Origin of the sequence: Streptomyces sp. NBC_01485 (assembly GCF_036227125.1) — a bacterium.
Taxonomy (GTDB): domain Bacteria; phylum Actinomycetota; class Actinomycetes; order Streptomycetales; family Streptomycetaceae; genus Streptomyces.
On record NZ_CP109435.1, the window covers coordinates 5,292,804 to 5,310,118 of the forward strand.

General features: G+C 66.1%; 14 protein-coding genes. 6 read left to right on the forward strand and 8 right to left on the reverse strand.

What is annotated here, in order from left to right; all coding sequences use genetic code 11:
- Positions 1-582: 582 nt before the first annotated feature.
- A complete protein-coding gene (locus OG352_RS24045; protein ID WP_329219686.1) occupies positions 583-1,257 on the forward strand; it encodes an HAD family hydrolase in 675 nt (224 codons plus the stop codon).
- A complete protein-coding gene (locus OG352_RS24050; protein ID WP_329219688.1) occupies positions 1,254-2,111 on the forward strand; it encodes an NAD(P)-dependent oxidoreductase in 858 nt (285 codons plus the stop codon). Before OG352_RS24045 ends, OG352_RS24050 begins: the two co-directional genes overlap by 4 nt.
- A gap of 24 nt (positions 2,112-2,135) precedes the next feature.
- On the opposite strand, the gene OG352_RS24055 is transcribed toward OG352_RS24050, so the two are convergent.
- Positions 2,136-2,696 carry a phosphotransferase-like protein gene (locus tag OG352_RS24055; RefSeq protein ID WP_329219690.1) on the reverse strand — a complete coding sequence of 187 codons (561 nt, stop codon included), beginning with the start codon at positions 2,694-2,696 and terminating at the stop codon, positions 2,136-2,138.
- Positions 2,693-3,733, reverse strand: a complete 1,041-nt coding sequence (locus OG352_RS24060) for an AAA family ATPase (protein ID WP_329219692.1) — start codon at positions 3,731-3,733, stop codon at positions 2,693-2,695. Before OG352_RS24060 ends, OG352_RS24055 begins: the two co-directional genes overlap by 4 nt.
- A gap of 425 nt (positions 3,734-4,158) precedes the next feature.
- Between OG352_RS24060 and OG352_RS24065 the strand changes: the two genes are divergently transcribed.
- From OG352_RS24065 to OG352_RS24075, 3 genes are read left to right on the forward strand one after another with little or no spacing between them, the layout of a single operon-like run.
- Positions 4,159-5,520 carry a hypothetical protein gene (locus tag OG352_RS24065; protein WP_329219694.1) on the forward strand — a complete coding sequence of 454 codons (1,362 nt, stop codon included), beginning with the start codon at positions 4,159-4,161 and terminating at the stop codon, positions 5,518-5,520.
- 42 nt (positions 5,521-5,562) lie between these two features.
- Positions 5,563-6,237 (forward strand): class I SAM-dependent methyltransferase, encoded by a 675-nt coding sequence (locus OG352_RS24070; protein WP_329219696.1) that lies wholly within the window; start codon positions 5,563-5,565, stop codon positions 6,235-6,237.
- Between the two features lie 20 nt (positions 6,238-6,257).
- Positions 6,258-7,181, forward strand: coding sequence for a glycosyltransferase family 2 protein (locus OG352_RS24075; protein WP_329219698.1), 924 nt, complete (start codon positions 6,258-6,260; stop codon positions 7,179-7,181).
- A gap of 63 nt (positions 7,182-7,244) precedes the next feature.
- On the opposite strand, the gene OG352_RS24080 is transcribed toward OG352_RS24075, so the two are convergent.
- From OG352_RS24080 to OG352_RS24105, 6 genes are all read right to left on the reverse strand, one after another.
- Positions 7,245-9,875 (reverse strand): valine--tRNA ligase, encoded by a 2,631-nt coding sequence (locus OG352_RS24080; protein WP_329219700.1) that lies wholly within the window; start codon positions 9,873-9,875, stop codon positions 7,245-7,247.
- Between the two features lie 453 nt (positions 9,876-10,328).
- A complete protein-coding gene (locus OG352_RS24085; protein ID WP_329219702.1) occupies positions 10,329-10,958 on the reverse strand; it encodes a hypothetical protein in 630 nt (209 codons plus the stop codon).
- A 190-nt stretch (positions 10,959-11,148) separates the two neighbouring features.
- Entirely contained in the window at positions 11,149-12,378 is a 1,230-nt protein-coding gene (locus OG352_RS24090) for a TniQ family protein (protein ID WP_329219703.1), read from the reverse strand.
- A 9-nt stretch (positions 12,379-12,387) separates the two neighbouring features.
- Positions 12,388-13,401, reverse strand: a complete 1,014-nt coding sequence (locus OG352_RS24095; RefSeq protein ID WP_329219705.1) for a TniB family NTP-binding protein — start codon at positions 13,399-13,401, stop codon at positions 12,388-12,390.
- Positions 13,402-13,406: 5 nt separating this feature from the next.
- A complete protein-coding gene (locus OG352_RS24100) occupies positions 13,407-14,957 on the reverse strand; it encodes a Mu transposase C-terminal domain-containing protein (RefSeq protein WP_329223940.1) in 1,551 nt (516 codons plus the stop codon).
- Between the two features lie 542 nt (positions 14,958-15,499).
- Positions 15,500-16,171 carry a TnsA-like heteromeric transposase endonuclease subunit gene (locus tag OG352_RS24105; RefSeq protein ID WP_443072502.1) on the reverse strand — a complete coding sequence of 224 codons (672 nt, stop codon included), beginning with the start codon at positions 16,169-16,171 and terminating at the stop codon, positions 15,500-15,502.
- A gap of 409 nt (positions 16,172-16,580) precedes the next feature.
- On the opposite strand from OG352_RS24105, the gene OG352_RS24110 reads away from it, so the two are divergent.
- Complete coding sequence (locus OG352_RS24110) at positions 16,581-16,703, forward strand: hypothetical protein (RefSeq protein ID WP_329219709.1); 123 nt, start codon at positions 16,581-16,583, stop codon at positions 16,701-16,703.
- Positions 16,704-17,315: the final 612 nt, after the last annotated feature.

Genomic DNA, 17,315 nt, shown 5'->3' on the forward strand with positions numbered 1-17,315 from the left:
ACCTCTCTCATCCCCTGGTCGGCCTACATCATCGCGCACGCCACTGACATGTGGTGTCGGAGTCTGTCCAGTTATCGCAATTGAAGTGATCTGGGGCTTCCCCTGCAATCACGGACTCCGCGCTACGCGGGGGTGCGCCACGAGGCGCTGTGTGATCGAGCGGGGGTGGAAGGACTCCGCCGCCTGCCCGTCGAAGCGGGCAGGCGAAGCTGACGACAGCCTGACCTGGAGGAACGTCGGTGAGAGCGGCAAGCAGTCGTGACGAATTCGGGCCGGTCCAGCACTGCCGGATGGGCCGGGCTCGGAGAGCGAGACGGGAAGGCGTACACGAGGAACCGGTGTTGTTACGCCTCTCGATAGCCTGCCAGGTCACTCAATCCGGTGGATATGGCCTGGTTAGGGGCGCGTATCAGTTCTGTTGAGCTCTGCGAACCGGGATCGATCGAGCGCTCTGGCGGATCTCGCTCAGCGCACGCGCCACAAGGTCACCTTGAAGACTCCCGGCCCACGCCAGCCCGCGACCTGCAACTTCAGGTTGGACAACTCTCACAGAACCGACCCTCGCGCATTAGGGTGCCGGGTGTGCAGCGCCTCCTAGTTCTCTTCGACCTCGACAACACCCTCGTGGACAGGCAGAGAGCACTCGCCGACTGGGCCGCCGAGTTCACCACCCGGCACGGTCTGGAGGACGAGGAGCAGGCGCACGTCCTGGACATGGTGGCTGAGCGGGCCTATCCGTCCACCTTTGATGTGATCCGCGCCCGGTACCAACTAGCCACGTCGACTGCGGAGTTGTGGCGCGTGTACGTTACCGAAATCGCGGCCATGGTGTCGTGCCCGCCCGAGGTCCTCGACGGCTTGGACGAGCTGCGTGTGGCCGACTGGCGAGTGGGGGTGGCGACCAACGGTGCGGTGGACATCCAGCGCGCCAAGCTGCGGGCCACCGGTATCGCCGAGCGCGTGGACGGCGTCTTCGTCTCCGAGGAGGCCGATGCTCGCAAACCGCAGACCCGGCACTTCGCCCTGGCGGCGGCCCGCTGCGGCACCGTGCTGGGCGACGGCGGCTGGATGGTCGGCGACAACCCGGTCAACGACATCGGCGGCGGACGCTCTGCGGGGCTCAACACCATCTGGATCGGCAACGACCGCTCCTGGCCGCCGGACGATCCCGGGCCGGACCACACGGTGCCGCATGCACGCGCCGCCATCGACCTGCTGCTCCTGCACTCCGCCGACCACGCGAGGACCATGGCATGACGGACACCGTCGGGCTGCTGCACCCCGGCAGCATGGGATCCGCCTTCGGCGCCCAGCTGCGCGCCCGCGGCCACATCGTGCTGTGGTGCCCCGACGGACGCAGCGACACAACCCGCCGCCGGGCCGAGCACGCGGGCCTGGAAGCCGAGGCACTGCCGGAGCTCGTCTCCCGCTCTGACGTGCTGCTCTCCCTGTGCCCTCCCGCCGCAGCGGAGGACACCGCCGCCCAGGTAGCCGAGCTTGGCATGGCCGGCGCGGGCACGCTCTATGTTGAAGCGAACGCCGTCTCACCGTCGCGCGTGCAGCGAATCGCCGACTGCCTGGCCCCGATGCCGGCTATCGATGCCACCGTGGTCGGATCGCCTCCGGTGGGCGGCAAGTCCCCGACGCTCTATCTGTCCGGCCCTGGCGAGAAAGCCGACCGGATCGCCGAACTCTTCGCCGGCACCGACGTGCAGACCCATGTTCTGGGCGACAGCATCGGCCAAGCCTCCGCTCTCAAGCTCGCGTACTCCAGCTACCAGAAGGTCTCCCGCGTGTTGGCCGCCGTGGCGTACGGGGCGGCGGACACGTACGGTGTCGCGGACGAGCTGCTGGTGATCGCGGCGAAGCGCACCCGCAGCTACCTCGTGGAGACCGATTACATCCCCAAGACCGCTGCTCGTGCCTGGCGTTGGGGCCCAGAACTTGAGGACGCGGCGGCACTGCTCGCCGACGCAGGGCTGCCGGATTCCCTCATGCGCGCCGCTGCGGCGACGCTCGCCCGGTGGGACGGCAACAGAGACGAGCACCTGGATATCGCCGAGGCACTGGAAGCCCTGCGCGTCGAGGGGGACCTGGACAACCCGAGTTGAGCAGGGTGTATTGCGCCGAGTCCGTCAGGAGCGAGGTGACGTAGCACGGACGATGTCGTTGATCCTCTGTGCTGCTTGACGGGGTTCCGTCGCCTCCGTGTCTACGCGCAGCTCCCACTCAGCCTGCGGATGAGCCGCAAGATCGGCCTGAGTGGCGTCCCACGCGGCCAGCCGAGCCGCCGTGTCGGTGTCGCCCCGCTGCGGTGAGCGTCGGGCGGTGGTCTCCTTGGAGCACCACAGCAGAACGCGCACCCAGCGCGCCGGGAAGAGAGCGGCCACCTGCTCCATCCCCACCATCTGACCGAGGTGGACGACGGGGGTCCTGCCACCCTCCATGGCCTGGTCGAGGCCGGGCCGGTCGACGACGTAAATGTTGCCGTATCGGTCGTTGCGATAGATGACGTCGCCGCGTGCCTCCAAGACGGCCAGCTGCTCAGCTGTACTCATCCGGTAGCCCTCGGACTTCCCGGTCCCGACCTTCAGCCGGGTGAACGGCACGTACCGCGCGTCGAGTTCGGTGAGTGCGGCCGTGATCGTGTCCTTGCCTGTCGCCGGCGGCCCGTACAGCATGATGCCCTGCCTCACGGAAACATCGTCCCGAAGACCTGGCGTACCTGGTCCGTGAGCGATATCGCGGCGCCGAGCCGGTTGTCGACGACCAAGTGCGGTACGACGGGCCGCAGTTCGAGATCGATCCCGCTGGCGTACGTGTCCCAGTTCTGGAGTTTCCAGCTGTCCCGGGCGGCGGACCGGAAGCTGATGTACTCGTGCATCGTGTCGAGGTCGCACTGAATCCAGACGACAGCGACGGTGACGCCACGTGCTTCGCAGCGGTTGATCAGGCGCCGCATCCACCGAGGGTCGGTGGTCTCGGCGATGAAGGGGGCCGAGAGGACGGTGCTGATCGCGCAGTCGACGTTTGCGTACGCGGTCTCCAGCAGGCACTGGTACTCCAGCGGGCGGACCTTCTCCCGGTAGAGGTCGGTGTGCCGGTCGTTGGGCTCGCTGCCCATTTCAACAAGGAGGCGCTCGACAAGCGGGCGCGTGATCGGGTCCTTGTCGAGGACGGGCCACCCGGTGAGCTGCGATACGAAGCGGGCGAACTCCGACTTCCCGCTGCCCGCGTAGCCGCCGACCATCATCAGCGTCGGCCTGTTCGGATCACCGCCCGTGTGACGCCGCTTCCAGGCATCGAGGATCCGCTGTTGGACGCCCAGGCCGTCGGCGTCCTCCGCGCTCGGTGCCAGCTGGTGCAACGCCCGTTCCACGGCCAGGACATGGGCGCCGTTCTGCGGTTCGCTCGACGCGGTGAACTTGAGCTTCGTGGCCTCGTCGGGCAGAGCGTTACGGAAGCCGAGCTCCGGCTCGGTCGCGCGGTACAGCAGGCAGTACGCGCGCCGGTAGTGCGGCCCGGGATAGACCTCACCCTGCTCGTGCTGCCACAGCGTCTGAAAGTTGGCGGCCGGCACCGTGAGCCCCGAGGCCCTGGCCACCTCGCGCACCTGCTCGCCCGCGCCTTCGAGCGTCAGGCCGTGCGCCTCGCGCTGCTGCCTCAGCTTGTCCGGGCGCCACCCTGGGCGACTCTTACCCACCGCGCCTATCGCCTGCCCATTCCTGGTCATGATCCGGAGCCTAAGTCTGCCTGTCATGAACCCGTGTGTAAGCGGATGTTGAAAAGTCAGACCAACCGGCCATGAGCTGCTGATGAGCAGCTTCGGCAACAGCTTGTGATACTCCGCACACCCCCGAGCCGCTGTCATGGTCACACCGACGCGGCGATCGCTTACCCGCCTCGGTCTCCAGTATCCGTACGAGATCGGAGGGGCTCCGCTGTGGCTGTCGATCTGATGCCCGCGTCGTCGCAAAGCTATGCCGTTCTCTTCGTCTGACGGGCCTTCCAAGGGAGCGATGAACGGCGGCAGGCAGGGAATTCCCGACTGCTGAACTTGCAGTAACCGTGCACTGCAGCCTTTCGGTTTGTAGTGGCGTGCGCTCAAAAACTCACCGCATTCGCCATGCCTCTTGGGCATCCCTGAAAGGTGGACTCGTGATAGCGAAGCATCATCTCATTGTGGTCGGTTTCGATGAGATCGTCGCCAACAAGTACCTTCCCTGCATCAAGGGTGCCGTCCAGTCAGGCCATATCGACTCCTACTCCATCATCGACCTGGAGTGCCAGAGGTCGGCAATCGAACAGCGAGTCCATGCTATTGACCTGAAGCCGCGAGGAATTGTCTACCTCCCGGACTCTGATGCCCGGGTGCGGGAGACTCCGCAGGAAATCATCGCAGCGGCAGTGCGACGTCTCCGTACGCCAGGAATACCGACGAAGGTATACATCGCCACGGAAGTACGGGCGCATGAGGCATACCTTCGGTTCTGCGTGGAGAACCACATCAACTCGCTTGTCGAGAAGCCCGTGTTGGCGCCCATGGTGGATGGCCGCTTCAAGCCGTCGCACATCACCAAGACCATGGAGGAGCTCATCGGGGTCTCTGTCGACTCTCCGGCGGAGCACTCGGTCATGACCCTGAGTCGGTACCACCCGATCTACAACCAGAAGGTCCTCGCGTCGCTCAGAGAGAGAATGGATAGGTGGGAAGCTCCCCTGACTTCCTTCCATCTCCGGGCAGCCGGCGGAGTGTGGAATCTTCAGCGAGAGTTCGAGAGTCGCGACGATCACCCGTACAAGTACGGCTACGGGATGATGATGCACGGCGCGTACCACTACGTCGATCTCGCGACGCAGATCCTCTCGCTCAACTCCTCCTTGTTCCCTGAGCGCCAGTTCAAACTGGAGCTCAGCGGCTTCGGCGCGTTCCCCATCGACCAGCGCCAGCGGATGTCCCGGCCGATCACGAGGAGGTTCCAGGACGGCGATCCGCTCTGGCCAGATGACGCCGACGACGGCTTCCGGTTCGGCGAGACCGACGCAACCTCCACGTTCCGTCTCGTCGACATTGCGTCGGGCAGGACGGTCTCGCTCGGCACGCTGTCCTTCGAGCAGACCACCCCTTCCATCCGGAACTGGGACGAGCTCCCTCCGGATCTCTACAACGTGAACGGCCGTACTTCGAGCGTCGACATGGAGGCCCAGATCTCGACGCTGTTCTCCACGCACGTCCACTGCTACGACATCCCTCGTGGTGTCAGCGCAGACGGGATCGACGCCTTCGCCCGTGTGACTACGCGCGCCAACGCCGCTCTCCTCCCCGACGAGCAGTACGTGTCGGAGGAGTCGTTCGACGGGTTGTTCCACAGCGACAGCAACCGTCAGCTGATGGAGCACTGGCTGAACGGCACGGAGGAGCGGAGCTCCCTGGCCAGCCACCTCCTCCCGATGAAGGTGACCGAGGCGCTCGCCTCGGCGGTCCTCACTCCGGGCCGCCTGATCGAGGTCCCGTTCTAGTGGCTCGCAGTGCCCATCTCACAGTGACTGAGGAGGAGTTCAATGGCTGACCTTGTGTCGAAGGCGTCCGTGCATGCCTTCTACGTGGATGCAATCCGGCGGGGGAGGAACACGGCGGAGAACCTCCAGGCCCCGACATCGGAGCGGTTCAACCTGTTCTTGGACTCGGTCGGGGAAGGAACTCCGCGGACGGCTTTAGACCTCGGTTACGGCGCGGGGAACCACACCGTTGCCATGGCTCGGGCGGGGTACAGGGTGGTTGCTGTCGACCAGGTTCCCAGCAGCGTGCTCCTGGGACGGCTGGAGGGGCAAGGGGACTTGGCCCAGCGAATCGATGTACGTGAGTCGCTCGTTGAGGAGTACACGATTGACCGGGACTTCGGGATAGTCGTCGCCAAGGATGTACTGCATTACCTCGCAGAACCCGACGTCGAGTCCGTGCTGGAAAGCGCGGTCGCCAACGCACGGTCAAAGAACTATCACTACCTTGAGGTATTTACGTCGATCACCCGCAGATCCACAGCGGGTCGGCTCCGGCAGATCGAGGGTGAAGCAGGCTACTCGCCCGAGTCTTTCCAGCGCCTCATCGAGCGTATCTACCACGGGTGGGACGTCACGCTGCTCTGGGATGAGCACGCCGAAACAGACAGCCGAACCGGGGCCAACTGTTTCGAAGCGGTCCGCGCCACCGTCATTGCGGCAAACACGTCGGCCTGATCAGAGACAGGGAGATTATCGTGAAGTCGACCACGCCAGTAGGGATCAGTTTCGTCATCCCCTGCTTCAACTCGGGCGATTACCTCATCGAGGCCGTGGATTCCCTCATCGGGCAACCGCACGTGTTCCCGTTCGAGGTCCTGATCGTGGATGACGGATCGGACGACGAGAGCACTCTCGGCGCCATCGCAGCATGCGGCGAACGACCGGAGGTACGTGTAATCCGCCTCGGCCACAGCGGGCACCACGCGGCCAGGAATGCTGGTGTCGAAGCCGCGCGCTTCGAGTACGTCATGCAGCTCGACGCCGACGACCGCCTCGCCACTGCACCAGAACTCCTCGTGGACGGCAGCTATCCGGACCGCGCGGTCGAGATCCTCCGGACACACGACCACGTGGCCTTCGTGCACACGATGTCCCGCATGATCGGCGAATTCGAGGGCCTCACCATCTCCTCGTATCCATGCCGGGAGGAGCTGGTGCTGCGCAAGCACCACGTGCCCACTTCGATCGTCTACCGCCGCGACGACGCGATCCACGGCGGCATGTACGACCCGCAGGTACTGAAGTGGGGGGACTGGGCGTTCGCCGTGAACCTCCTCGCCGGGCGTTTCCGCAACGGAGCGCACAACGCCATCGTGTGCATCTCCGGCCCGCTGCACGAGTACCGGGTGCACTCGCGCGGCCGGCGCGTGTCCAACGCCGCGATTTCCGAGTTCGACATGACCCTCCTCGTGGTCGAGAAGAACCTTGACCTGTTCCAGCACCACTTCCAGCGCGACGGCAGTGCAGAAGACATTGCCCGCGACGTCCTCGCGTCGAAGCCCTCTCGACTCGACGACCTGATTCGCATGGCCACGCACGACGTCGAGCAGGCCCTGACGGTCGCTCGCCAGAGGGAGTTCTCCCTGTCGAGTCCGTTCGAGTGCCTGGGAATCCCGTAGCCGCCGCACACTCAAGCAAGAAGCCCCGGACCACGGTCCGGGGCTTCTTCGCTGGCCTGGCCGTTAGGCAGACGGCAGATTGTCGATCTGGGTCTGGAGACGGACGATGTCCTCCTCTGCCTTGGCGAGGCGAGTGCGGATCTTGTCGACGACGTTGTCCGGGGCCTTCGCCAGAAACGCCTCGTTCCCGAGCTTGCCCGTGGCCTGGGCCTTCTCTTTCTCGGCCGCCGCGAGGTCCTTGGCGAGACGCTTGCGCTCGGCCGCGACGTCGATCGTGCCGGACAGGTCGAGTGCGACCGTGGCGCCGGCGACGGGGAGCGTCGCGGTGGCGTTGAAGTCGTCGCCTTCCGGCTGGAGGCGCAGCAATTGGCGGATGGCGGCCTCGTGGGCAGCGAGCTGCGTGCCCGACAGGTCCAGACGGGCCGGGACCTTCTGACCCGGCTGCAGACCCTGGTCGGAGCGGAAGCGGCGGACCTCCGTGATCACCTGCTGGAGGTCGTCGATCTCTGCCTCAGCCGCCGGGTCGCGGAATCCGCTGTCCGTCGGCCAGTCGGCGATCACGATGGATTCGCGGCCGGTCAACGTCGTCCAGAGGCTCTCGGTGACGAACGGGACGACCGGGTGCAGGAGGCGCAGGGTGACGTCGAGGACCTCGCCCAGCACGCGGCCGGAGACCTTCGCCTGCTCGCCGCCCTCGAAGAAGGTCGTCTTCGACAGCTCGACGAACCAGTCGAAGACCTCGTCCCACGCGAAGTGGTAGAGGGAGTCGGCGAGCTTCGCGAACTGGTAGTCGTCGTAGTACGCGTCCGCCTCGGCGACGGTCGCGTTGAGCCGGGACAGGATCCACCGGTCCGTGGCCGAGAGCTTCTCGACGGGCGGGAGGTCGCCCTCGATCGTGGCGCCGTTCATGAGCGCGAAGCGCGTAGCGTTCCAGATCTTGTTGGCGAAGTTCCGGGACGCCTGGACCCAGTCCTCGCCGATCGGGACGTCCGTACCGGGGTTGGCGCCCTTGGCCAGGGTGAAGCGGACGGCGTCCGAGCCGTACTTGTCCATCCAGTCCAGCGGGTTCACGGTGTTGCCGAAGGACTTCGACATCTTCTTGCCGAATTCGTCACGGACCATGCCGTGGAACGCGATGGTGCGGAACGGGACTTCGCCGTCCATCGCGTACAGGCCGAACATCATCATGCGGGCGACCCAGAAGAACATGAGGTCGTAGCCGGTGACGAGAACGGAGTTCGGATAGAACTTCTCAAGGTCCGGGGTCTGTTCCGGCCATCCGAGGGTGGAGAAGGGCCACAGGCCGGAGGAGAACCAGGTGTCGAGGACGTCCGTGTCCTGGGTCCAGCCCTCGCCGGTCGGCGGCTGCTCGTCGGGGCCGACGCAGACTGTCTCGCCGTTGGGGCCGTGCCAGACCGGGATGCGGTGGCCCCACCACAACTGGCGTGAGATGCACCAGTCGTTGAGGTTGTCGACCCAGTCGAAGTACCGCTGGGACATGTCGGCGGGGTGGATGTTCACGCGTCCGTCGCGGACCGCGTCCCCGGCTGCCTTGGCGAGCGTCTCGACCTTGACCCACCACTGCAGGGACAGGCGCGGTTCCAGCGTCGTTTTGCAGCGCGAGCAGTGGCCCACCGAGTGGACGTACGGGCGCTTCTCGGCGACGATCCGGCCGTCGGCGCGCAACGCGGCGACGATCGCGGAGCGGGCCTCGAAACGGTCTAGGCCCTCGAACGGACCGTGCACCGTGATGACGCCGCGCTCGTCCATGACGGTCAACGACTCCAGGCCGTGCCGCTGGCCGATGGCGAAGTCGTTCGGGTCGTGGGCCGGGGTCACCTTGACCGCGCCGGTGCCGAACTCGGGGTCGACGTGAGTGTCCGCGACGACCGGGATGCTCCGGTTGGTCAGCGGCAGCTTGATCTGCTTGCCGATGAGCGACGCGTACCGCTCGTCGTCGGGGTGGACCGCCACTGCGGTGTCACCGAGCATCGTCTCGGCGCGGGTCGTCGCGACGACCAGGGTCTCGTCGCCTTCGCCGTACTTGATGGAGACGAGCTCGCCGTCGTCGTCCTGGTAGTCCACCTCGATGTCCGAGATGGCCGTCAGACAGCGCGGGCACCAGTTGATGATGCGCTCGGCGCGGTAGATCAGGTCGTCGTCGAACATCTTCTTGAAGACGGTCTGCACGGCCCTGGAGAGACCCTCGTCCATGGTGAAACGGTCACGGCTCCAGGCGACACCGTTGCCGAGGCGCTTCATCTGGCCGGCGATCTGCCCGCCGGACTCGGCCTTCCACTGCCACACACGGTCGACGAAAGCCTCACGCCCGAGGTCGTGGCGGGACTTGCCCTCCTTGGCGAGCTCACGCTCGACCACGTTCTGCGTGGCGATACCGGCGTGGTCCATGCCCGGCTGCCACAGCGTCTCGTAACCCTGCATGCGCTTGCGGCGGGTCAGGGCGTCAATCAGCGTGTGCTCGAAGGCGTGCCCGAGGTGCAGGGAGCCGGTGACGTTCGGCGGCGGGATGACGATGGTGTACGCGGGCTTGTCGCTCTTCGCGTCGGCCTCGAAGTAACCGCGGTCTACCCAGCGTTCGTACAGCATCCCCTCTACCTCGGCCGGCGCGTACTGAGTCGGCAGTTCGGGGGAGCTGTTCGGCCCGCTGTCGGGGCGCTGAGTGTTGTCGGTCACGACGGCCATTCTAGGGGCCCGGGGTCTCTGCCTTCGCCGGACTTTCTCTCCGAGCGCAGTCCCTGGCCAGGGCATGAAAGTGGCCGCACGAAGGCAGTCCAAGTGTGACCAAGAACGCTCTCGTGCGACCGTGAACCAGTTTACCCGCTTCGGCTACTGCCGGATCGCCCGATTGCAAAGATCTCGGCGTCGGAGGAAAGCTCGACTGTCGTCCGTGCTGCTTCTGTCGTGATCGGGGCGGGGCCACTGGCGGGGCGGCCGTGTGCTGGTGTAGCAGGCTCGGCAGATGGGCCGGCGATCTGACTCACACACCGGAGGAGGACGTCGCTGACGGCTCGGCGGTGTCCAGGTCCCGAGTGGGCAACTGCTTCGGTCGGCAGTTCACGTGGGCCACGACCGGCCTGGTGGACGTGGGTGATGATGGCAGTTGCACGCCCGGACCGCCCGATCGGATCATGAAGTCCAGCCGTGGCCCAGGGCGAGTCGGCCAGCCCGATGCATTTCGCGCTGCTCAGTGATCCACCGCTCGACCTGATCTACGGATTTCGTGACCGGCTGGTCCGTGGTGTCGAGCAGTTGAGTGCGCCATCGGGGATCATCGGCGTGCCACCTGGTCCAGCACTGCCAGGCCATCTCGGGCCAGCTGTTGTCGATGACGACGTCGGGCCGGTGACGGGGGTCTAGGGCGTGCTTCCGGTGCCATGCGGCCCAGCCGATGAAGGCGTCGACCGCCGGAGCGTCCCACCGGCCGGGGTCACGCTCGGCGAGTCGAACGCGCCGGACCTCGTCGGCGACATCGACCAGGCATACGGCGATGCCGTCCAGTAGTGGCGCGGAGGGCACAGCGAGGACTTCGCCCAGGGGAGACTGCCCGGTGAGTAGGAGGTCAATGCCACGATCCTGGTACTCCAGCGCGCGTTGCACCCACAACTCGGTCATTCGATGGCGCCAGTGAAGGTCGGCGCCCTCTGGCACACCGAGTTCATCGAAGTCGTGCACGACGATCTGCCGGAGCCTGCCAGCTGTGGCGTTGGCGAGCGTCGTTTTGCCCGAGCAACTGGATCCGGTGAGCTTGAACAACATTGCCCCAGGGTGCCAGCGCCTCGGCACCTCCCTCGACCGGTTTCTTCGTGCTACCCGCCTCCGTCGGCTGCTGAGCAGCGCCACAGCCACCCGGCCAGATCCAGCCCAGTCGCGGGCACGGCTACCAGCGGGCACTGGTAGCCGTGCCCGCTCCGCGTCTACCGCCTGGGCTGATGGTGGGTGTCCTGTGTCACCGAGTTGTCCCTGACGCGGTCGCTCTGACCTGCGACGAGGAATCTTGAGTGGCGAAGTGACCGTGGCCCACGGGTGCCACCGTTCGGAGACGCGGAGAGTTCTTGCCAGTGGATCTTGCTGGATCATGGAGATGCTTGGCGAGTACTGCTGCGGCGAGTTCGATGGCGTCGGGGTAGATCGCGGCGTGTGTGTAGGTGTCGAGTTCGGTCGAGATGCCGCGGTGGTGATTGTGGGTCTGCAGTGCGAGGAGCCGGTATCTCCAGTGGTGCGGGACGGCGGCTGGGGAGGCCGGCCAGGGCGGGACGGCGTTGGCCGCGGTTTGGTGGGCGAGGGTGAGTTGCTGGGGTGTGAAGCGGCGTAGGAGGCGGTTCGCCCGGTGTTGGGCGGTGGTGATCTCAGGGCATATGGACAGGTCGAGGTGGGGTTCTCCGAGATCGCTGAGCCAGATTCCGTGCTGTGTGCAGACCTTGTGGTGAATCGGGAGGTGGACGGGGACGGGCTGGCGGATGCCGAGGCGGGCAGTGCACCGGTGGCAGGCGGTCGTGGCCCGGACGGGGCCTTCGTCGGTGCCGAAGGCGGGGAGTGCGTGAGCCAGGCCGACGGGAGTGGTGCTGGTGAGGTGAGCGAGTTTGTGCAGGGCCTGGGTGGCTGCGGCGGCGAGCATGTGGTGCTGGGCTCGGTCGTCGATGTTGTTGGTCTTCGTGGAGAACCAGGTGGGCAGTACTGCCAGTACCTCGGTGACGGTGAGGTGGTTGGCCCGGGCGATCCGGGCCAGGTAGGAGTTGAGGGTTTCTCCTGCGATCGGGGCGACTCGCCGTGGCAGAGCCGGCGTCCGCTTATGCCTGCGGGATATCTCGGATGGGATCTGGGGATCTTCCTCCTGCGAGTTGGTTTCCCGGCGGTCGGCCAGGACCAGAAGGCGGTGTCGGCGCTTCAGCTCGCGATAGAGGGTTGCCCGGCTTCCCTGGAAGCCGAGGTCGGCTACTTCTTTGAACAGAACGCTGGTCCGCAGGTGGGGGTCCTCGGCGAGTCGCTGACGGCAGTAGCTGGCGAGGGGTTCGGTGAGCAGACTCGGCCGTGGTGCCCGAATCCCTGGAGTTCTGCGGCCGTTGATGTAGTCGCGGACGGTTTGGTGGCTGTGTCCGGTGTGATCAGCGATGGCCTGCACCGGCCATCCGGCCGCGTGCAGGGTGAGGATCTTCTCGGCTCGTTCTCGGGGCAGCATGAGTCTTGATCACGTGGCGGGTGGCCGTGGGGACTGGGAAGTGAAGTCGGCGTCGACGGTGTCGAGGGCCTGTTTGGTGATCTTCTCGGTGCCGTCCAGGACCGCGTTGATGGCAGCGCCGCGGATCAGCCAGAGCAGGCTTCCGATCATCCCGTGGGTGCGCTGGTGCAGGTAGCGGTCGAGCCTGGTGAGGACACCGGGCCGGTGGCGGTGGAGCCTCAGACTGTCCTCCAGGGCTGCGATCAGCGCGGTCCACTGCTGGTCCTGGCAGAACGGTCCGGTGCGGACCATCCCGAACCGGCCAGCGATCTGTTCTCCGCGCGCGCCGGAGAGTAGTCCGGTGCGTTCCAGGCTGATTCCGGCGTAGACGAAGGTGGCCGGGATGCGTTCGGAGAAGTACTTCAGGGTGTCGGAGGCTTCGGCGCCGGCGCGTGTGGCGGTGTTGAGGTTGTGGAGTTCGTCGACCGTAACGAGGGTCACGTGGGCGTCCGTACTGACGCCGCAGACCGCGTCGGCGATGTCGGTGATGTTGCTCCTGGTGGAGATCGGCAGGTCGAAGAACCGGGCGAACTCCATCGCGATCATCTTGGGGGTGGCGGCCGGTGGGACGGTGATGTAGATGACCGGGATGTCGCTGGAGGAGTTCGGGTGCCGCCGTCGGTGGATCACCTCGACGGTCTTGCCGAGTTGGGTGAGCGCGGTGGTCTTGCCGGTTCTGGCGGGGCCGGACACCATCAGGCCGCATCGTCCGTAGTGGGCGTTCTTGTTCATCTGGATCAGGCGGCGGCCCGAGGTGATGACCTGGCGGATCGTGGGAGTCTGGACCACCAGCAATCGTGAGTGGTGGTCGATGCGGTCATCGTCGTAGCTGGCTCGTTTGTCGTCCGCGAGACCCGACCAGATCGCTTCGGGCAGCAACTCCGGCAGCGCGGGTATCTCGGTGACGAACCCGCGCCAGCCCGGCAGAGTGGTCAGCTGCAGATGCCCGTACCCGTCTGTGGAATTCCCGCCCTGTCCTGGCACCTGGCTCACCACCGTTTGTCCGCTTCCGTGAACGGGTCGAAGATCGGCATCGGGATCACCTTGGCGACGTTCCCCTCGGGAGTGTCGTCGCTCTGCCCCGCTTGGCCGTCGGCAACGCGGTCGGCAGGGGGTGCCTCGGGCGGGATCGGGGTGGATGGCGGACTGGACTTGGTGCGGGCGGCGACGCGTCGGTCCCGGCGGCTGAGTCTGGCTCTGCCGCCTGCGTCACCGCTGGTAGCGGGTCCCTGATGGGCTCGTCGCAGCAGGTCTGCGACGGCATCGGCGAGTTGCTCCTCGCTCGCTCCGGGCAGGGTGCGGCGGGTGTGGTCCCATGCCAGTTCGCCGAACGGGGCGGCGACGCGGTGCAGTTGTTTCCAGAACAGAGTGATCCAGCCGCCGTTCCAGTGGTCACGGACCCAGATGCGGGACACGTCGTAGGGGTCGTAGTGGATCTCCCACAGATCCTTGCGGTCCTTGACGCCCGATCGCTGCTGCCGCAGCGGGTTGAGGGCCTGGTCGTCGTAGGTCCGGTGTTTGATCTTCACGCCGTAGGCGTTGATCGCCCGCCAGGTCGCGGGCAGCAGCTCGATGTAGTCATCAGCCGATAACGCGACCGGGACATAACCGGCCGTCTCGACGAGAGCGGCGTACTTCTCGTTCGGGCTGAACATCCGTCCCGGGTGGAGGGGGTCGCGCAGCCCGTCGTGGGGCCGGCTCTGCCAGACCACGATCCACTCGTCCAGGAGTTCCTGCAGCTCCAGCAAGGACCAGAGCGGCTGTTGTTCGACGTGCCGGCCGCGGCGCTCGGCGTTGAAGCCGGTGTAACCGGCCACGAACTGGGCGAACAAAGTTCCGACCGAACCCAGCATCCGCTCGATGTGGCCCTTCTCCCAGCCCGATGCATCGTGCACCGGCTGGAAGTTGATGCCGAGAAAGTTGCAGGAGGCCCGGAAGTTGCGGGAGATGAACACCGTCCCTTGGTCGACCACGATGGTCTCGGGGACGATGACCGGACGGGCGGCGGCGTGCTCCAGACGCGCGTCGATGTCCAGCAACCGCCTGAACGGCAACGCCGAGCGTGACATCGCCAGCGCCTGTGCCCAGCCGGGCCGCATCGGCTCGGGGGTGACGGTGCGGGCCAGCAACACGCTGGCGTCCACGGACTTGGTCGTCGGCCGCAGCACCGCTGCGGTCAGGCTCCTGGTCGCGACATCGATCATGCCAGTCAGATCAACCCGTGCGGGAACCCCGTCGTCCAGGCGGACCAGCACGTCCAGCGGGGTGGAGTCCATCTGCATCAACTCGCCCGGCGCGGCCGCACTTCTTTCCCCGAACGGCCCGTCGGGCCGGTCCGCCAGCGACCGGCGGGTGCGGGCCGATCCGGTGGTGTGCTTGCCCGCCGACAGCTTCTCCAGCAGCCGGTAGAGACTGCGCTGAGACGGCAACTCCACCGCACCCCGGCCGTGATCCGCCTCCAGGATCTGACCGGTCTTCCAGAACAGATAAGTCGCCGTCCGGGTGGAGCCCTGGGCAGCCTCGTTGACCGCCTTCTGCATCGCCTCCACCACCAGCGGGTCCACCCGGCCGTGCGCGCTGACCGGCTTGGCGGACCGGTGGTCGGCCATCCCGACCACTCCGCGGGCTTCATAACGGCGGCGACGCTTAGTGATCGCGCTCGCCGTCACCGGCCGCCCCGCAGCGGTCAGTTCCGCCGCCTTGGCCTGCTCACGGCGGGTCAGCGACACCACCGCCGGGTCGTACTCCGGCTTCGGCCTCGTGCCGGCAGGCGCCTGCGGCGGAACCCCGCGCAACACCTCCACGATGTGCTGTTCCCACCACAACGCCTCCGCCGCCACTGCCTCCGGCAGACCCTCCAACGGCGTCGACGGCGGAACCGGCGTCCGCGACGACGCGCGTACCACCTCGAAATCCTCGGCCGCCGACAACTCGATCAGACCGATATCGGTGACCGCACCATCTGTGTCCGCGAGACGCACGGTCGTGCCCGACACCGCGATCACCGTGTGCAGGACCCCGGCCACTCGTACTCGATCGCCGATCGACACTCCGACAGGCCGCTGCGGCCGACGTCCCGCGTTCACCAGGAGCCCCCAACCGAATCAGCGGCCCGAACCAGCGTGGTGGGGCCCAGCCGCTCATGCGCGAGATCGGCCACCAGTTCCTGCCGCCACATCAGATGAAACAGCGCGGGCAACACCGCCAGCCGATCCCCGACTTCCTCGGCTCCCGTCAGTAACGGCGTCGACGCTGCGAAGGTCTCCTGTAATCGGGCTGCGATCTCAGGTCTGCCGGCGCAGCGCGGATGCCGGTAGCGGGCCAGCCACCGCAGATTCGCCATCAGCGCAGGGTCCGGGACACCAACGTGTTCAAACTCCCAGCCGACCGCCGAACAGGCCCGCTCGGTCGCGGCGAACGCCTCGGCCGTCCGCTCGTCGACCTGGTCCTCGGCACGAACATCGACCACGCGAGCACGGCCGTCGGCAAGCCGTACGAAGTAGTCCGGGGCATGGCGCCGCTTCTCTTTCCCGTCACGCCAGTGCAGCCAGAACGGCTGCGAAGCGATCCCCACAACACCCGGATCGAAGTCCAACAGGATCAGCCGATCCTGTTCCAGCCACGACTCGAACCCCACATGGCGTCCAGTCGATGCGGCCCACCACCAGCCTGGGAAATGCCTGAGTCCGCGCGACCAGCGGAACGTCCGTACCGGAGTTGCCTCCTCCCACGCCAGCCCGTGGCCGTGATCCAACGGGACAACTCGCTCGTGGCCTTCAGCACCGCCGACGCGGAGCGTGAACCCATCTCCGGCGGTGGCTTGCTCTACCGCACCCGCAGTACTCACCCGGTCGCCTCGCCCCCCATCGAGTAAACCGTAGTGGCGACAAGCCGCGCTTGAGCAAGATTCAGTGACAAAGAGGAAGATCGACTGTCACAGGACAGTGGGGTGCCACTGCATCAGTGACCTGTCTCACCGGAGTTGGGCCGTGTCTCACTGAAGATGGACAGATGCTGGTCCGTCTCATCGAAGGTGGACAGCAGGCGCGCGACCAGCTCGAAGTGGAAGGGCAAGGTGTCCTCGATCTGGGGAAAGCGCCGTCGTGCGGTGCGTGTCGCGCTACTGTCCCCACCTTGCGACACTGACATGTTGGGAGATAACGATGGACCGGACAGAGCTACAGGCCAAGATCGACGAGCTGATGCGCCAGTACCACGACGAGGAGATTGACGGCGCAACCTACGCCCAGGCGATGATGGAGTTGACCGCCTCCGCCCAGGAGTGATGCCCGGTCCGCAGTTGATCCTCTCGGCATAGGTGCGCAGCCGACCCGTCTCACCGAAGGTGTACCGATGCACGGTAGCGCTGGTCACGCCCGATCTATCGAGTACTTGGCCAGGGCCTCGGCGTCAGCGCGAGGCTACGGAGGTCTCACCGGCAGGCGCCTTTCCCGTGTCGGGGGTCGGCGCACCATCGACGGTGAGTTCCGACTCCGGCTCCACTTTCGAGCTGGTCGCGCGCCTGCTGTCCACCTTCGATGAGACGGACCAGCATCTGTCCATCTTCAGTGAGACACGACCCAACTCCGGTGAGACAGGTCAATCAGTTTGTCCGCCGACATCGAACCCAGTCCGTGGAATTCCTTGACATCCAACGCAGTCGTCGCAGGTCACGGCGTTGGTGAGCGGGGACGGCCTCATCAACGCCCTTGACAATCAAGTTAGTCGCCGCAGGCCAGCGCGGGGCGGACGACTGGATTCGCTGTCCAAGGACAACAGTTCGCCGGGGGCAGACAGGAAAGATCCCGCAAAGACTGGTGTGCTGCTGCAAACCATGTCAACGTACAACGTCTTGACGGAAAACCTCCCCTGAGCCCACGGAGGCGCCCCTGCACCCG

Bases quoted from the DNA above. Each gene is read 5' to 3' on its own strand.
- OG352_RS24090 (WP_329219703.1), bottom strand. From the start codon at position 12,378: ATGCTGCCCCGAGAACGAGCCGAGAAGATCCTCACCCTGCACGCGGCC.
- OG352_RS24085 (WP_329219702.1), bottom strand. From the start codon at position 10,958: ATGTTGTTCAAGCTCACCGGATCCAGTTGCTCGGGCAAAACGACGCTC.
- OG352_RS24050 (WP_329219688.1), top strand. From the start codon at position 1,254: ATGACGGACACCGTCGGGCTGCTGCACCCCGGCAGCATGGGATCCGCC.
- OG352_RS24100 (WP_329223940.1), bottom strand. From the start codon at position 14,957: ATGCAGAAGGCGGTCAACGAGGCTGCCCAGGGCTCCACCCGGACGGCG.
- OG352_RS24110 (WP_329219709.1), top strand. From the start codon at position 16,581: ATGGACCGGACAGAGCTACAGGCCAAGATCGACGAGCTGATGCGCCAG.
- OG352_RS24060 (WP_329219692.1), bottom strand. From the start codon at position 3,733: ATGACCAGGAATGGGCAGGCGATAGGCGCGGTGGGTAAGAGTCGCCCA.
- OG352_RS24070 (WP_329219696.1), top strand. From the start codon at position 5,563: ATGGCTGACCTTGTGTCGAAGGCGTCCGTGCATGCCTTCTACGTGGAT.